The organism is Sulfitobacter sp. CW3, assembly GCF_019392245.1.
GTDB lineage: Bacteria > Pseudomonadota > Alphaproteobacteria > Rhodobacterales > Rhodobacteraceae > Sulfitobacter.
In genome coordinates this window covers 1-275 of the sequence record NZ_JAHXRL010000183.1, presented here as the reverse complement: position 1 = coordinate 275, position 275 = coordinate 1, and the positions used below count along the sequence as shown (strand labels likewise).

General features: G+C 69.5%; 1 pseudogene. It reads right to left on the bottom strand.

Going from position 1 to position 275, the window contains the following annotated elements:
• Nucleotides 1-275, bottom strand: a pseudogene (locus KZZ06_RS20700) (peptide ABC transporter ATP-binding protein); the annotation flags it as partial.

The following is a 275-nucleotide window of genomic DNA, read 5'->3' as shown; positions in this document are numbered from 1 at the left end:
CCTTCAGGGCATCCCGCGCCGGACCGGCCGGTACCGCCGCCGAGATCAGCGACCAGCTGTAGGGATGGCGCGGGGCGGAGAAGAACGTCCGGGTCGGCGCCTGCTCGACGATGCGGCCGAGATACATCACCGCGACCTCGTCGCAGAGATGCTGCACGACGCCGAGGTCGTGCGAGATGAAGATGTAGGCGAGGCCGCGCTCCGCCTGGAGCTTGGCCAGGAGGTTGAGGATCTGCGCCTGGATCGCGACGTCGAGGGCCGACACCGCCTCGTCG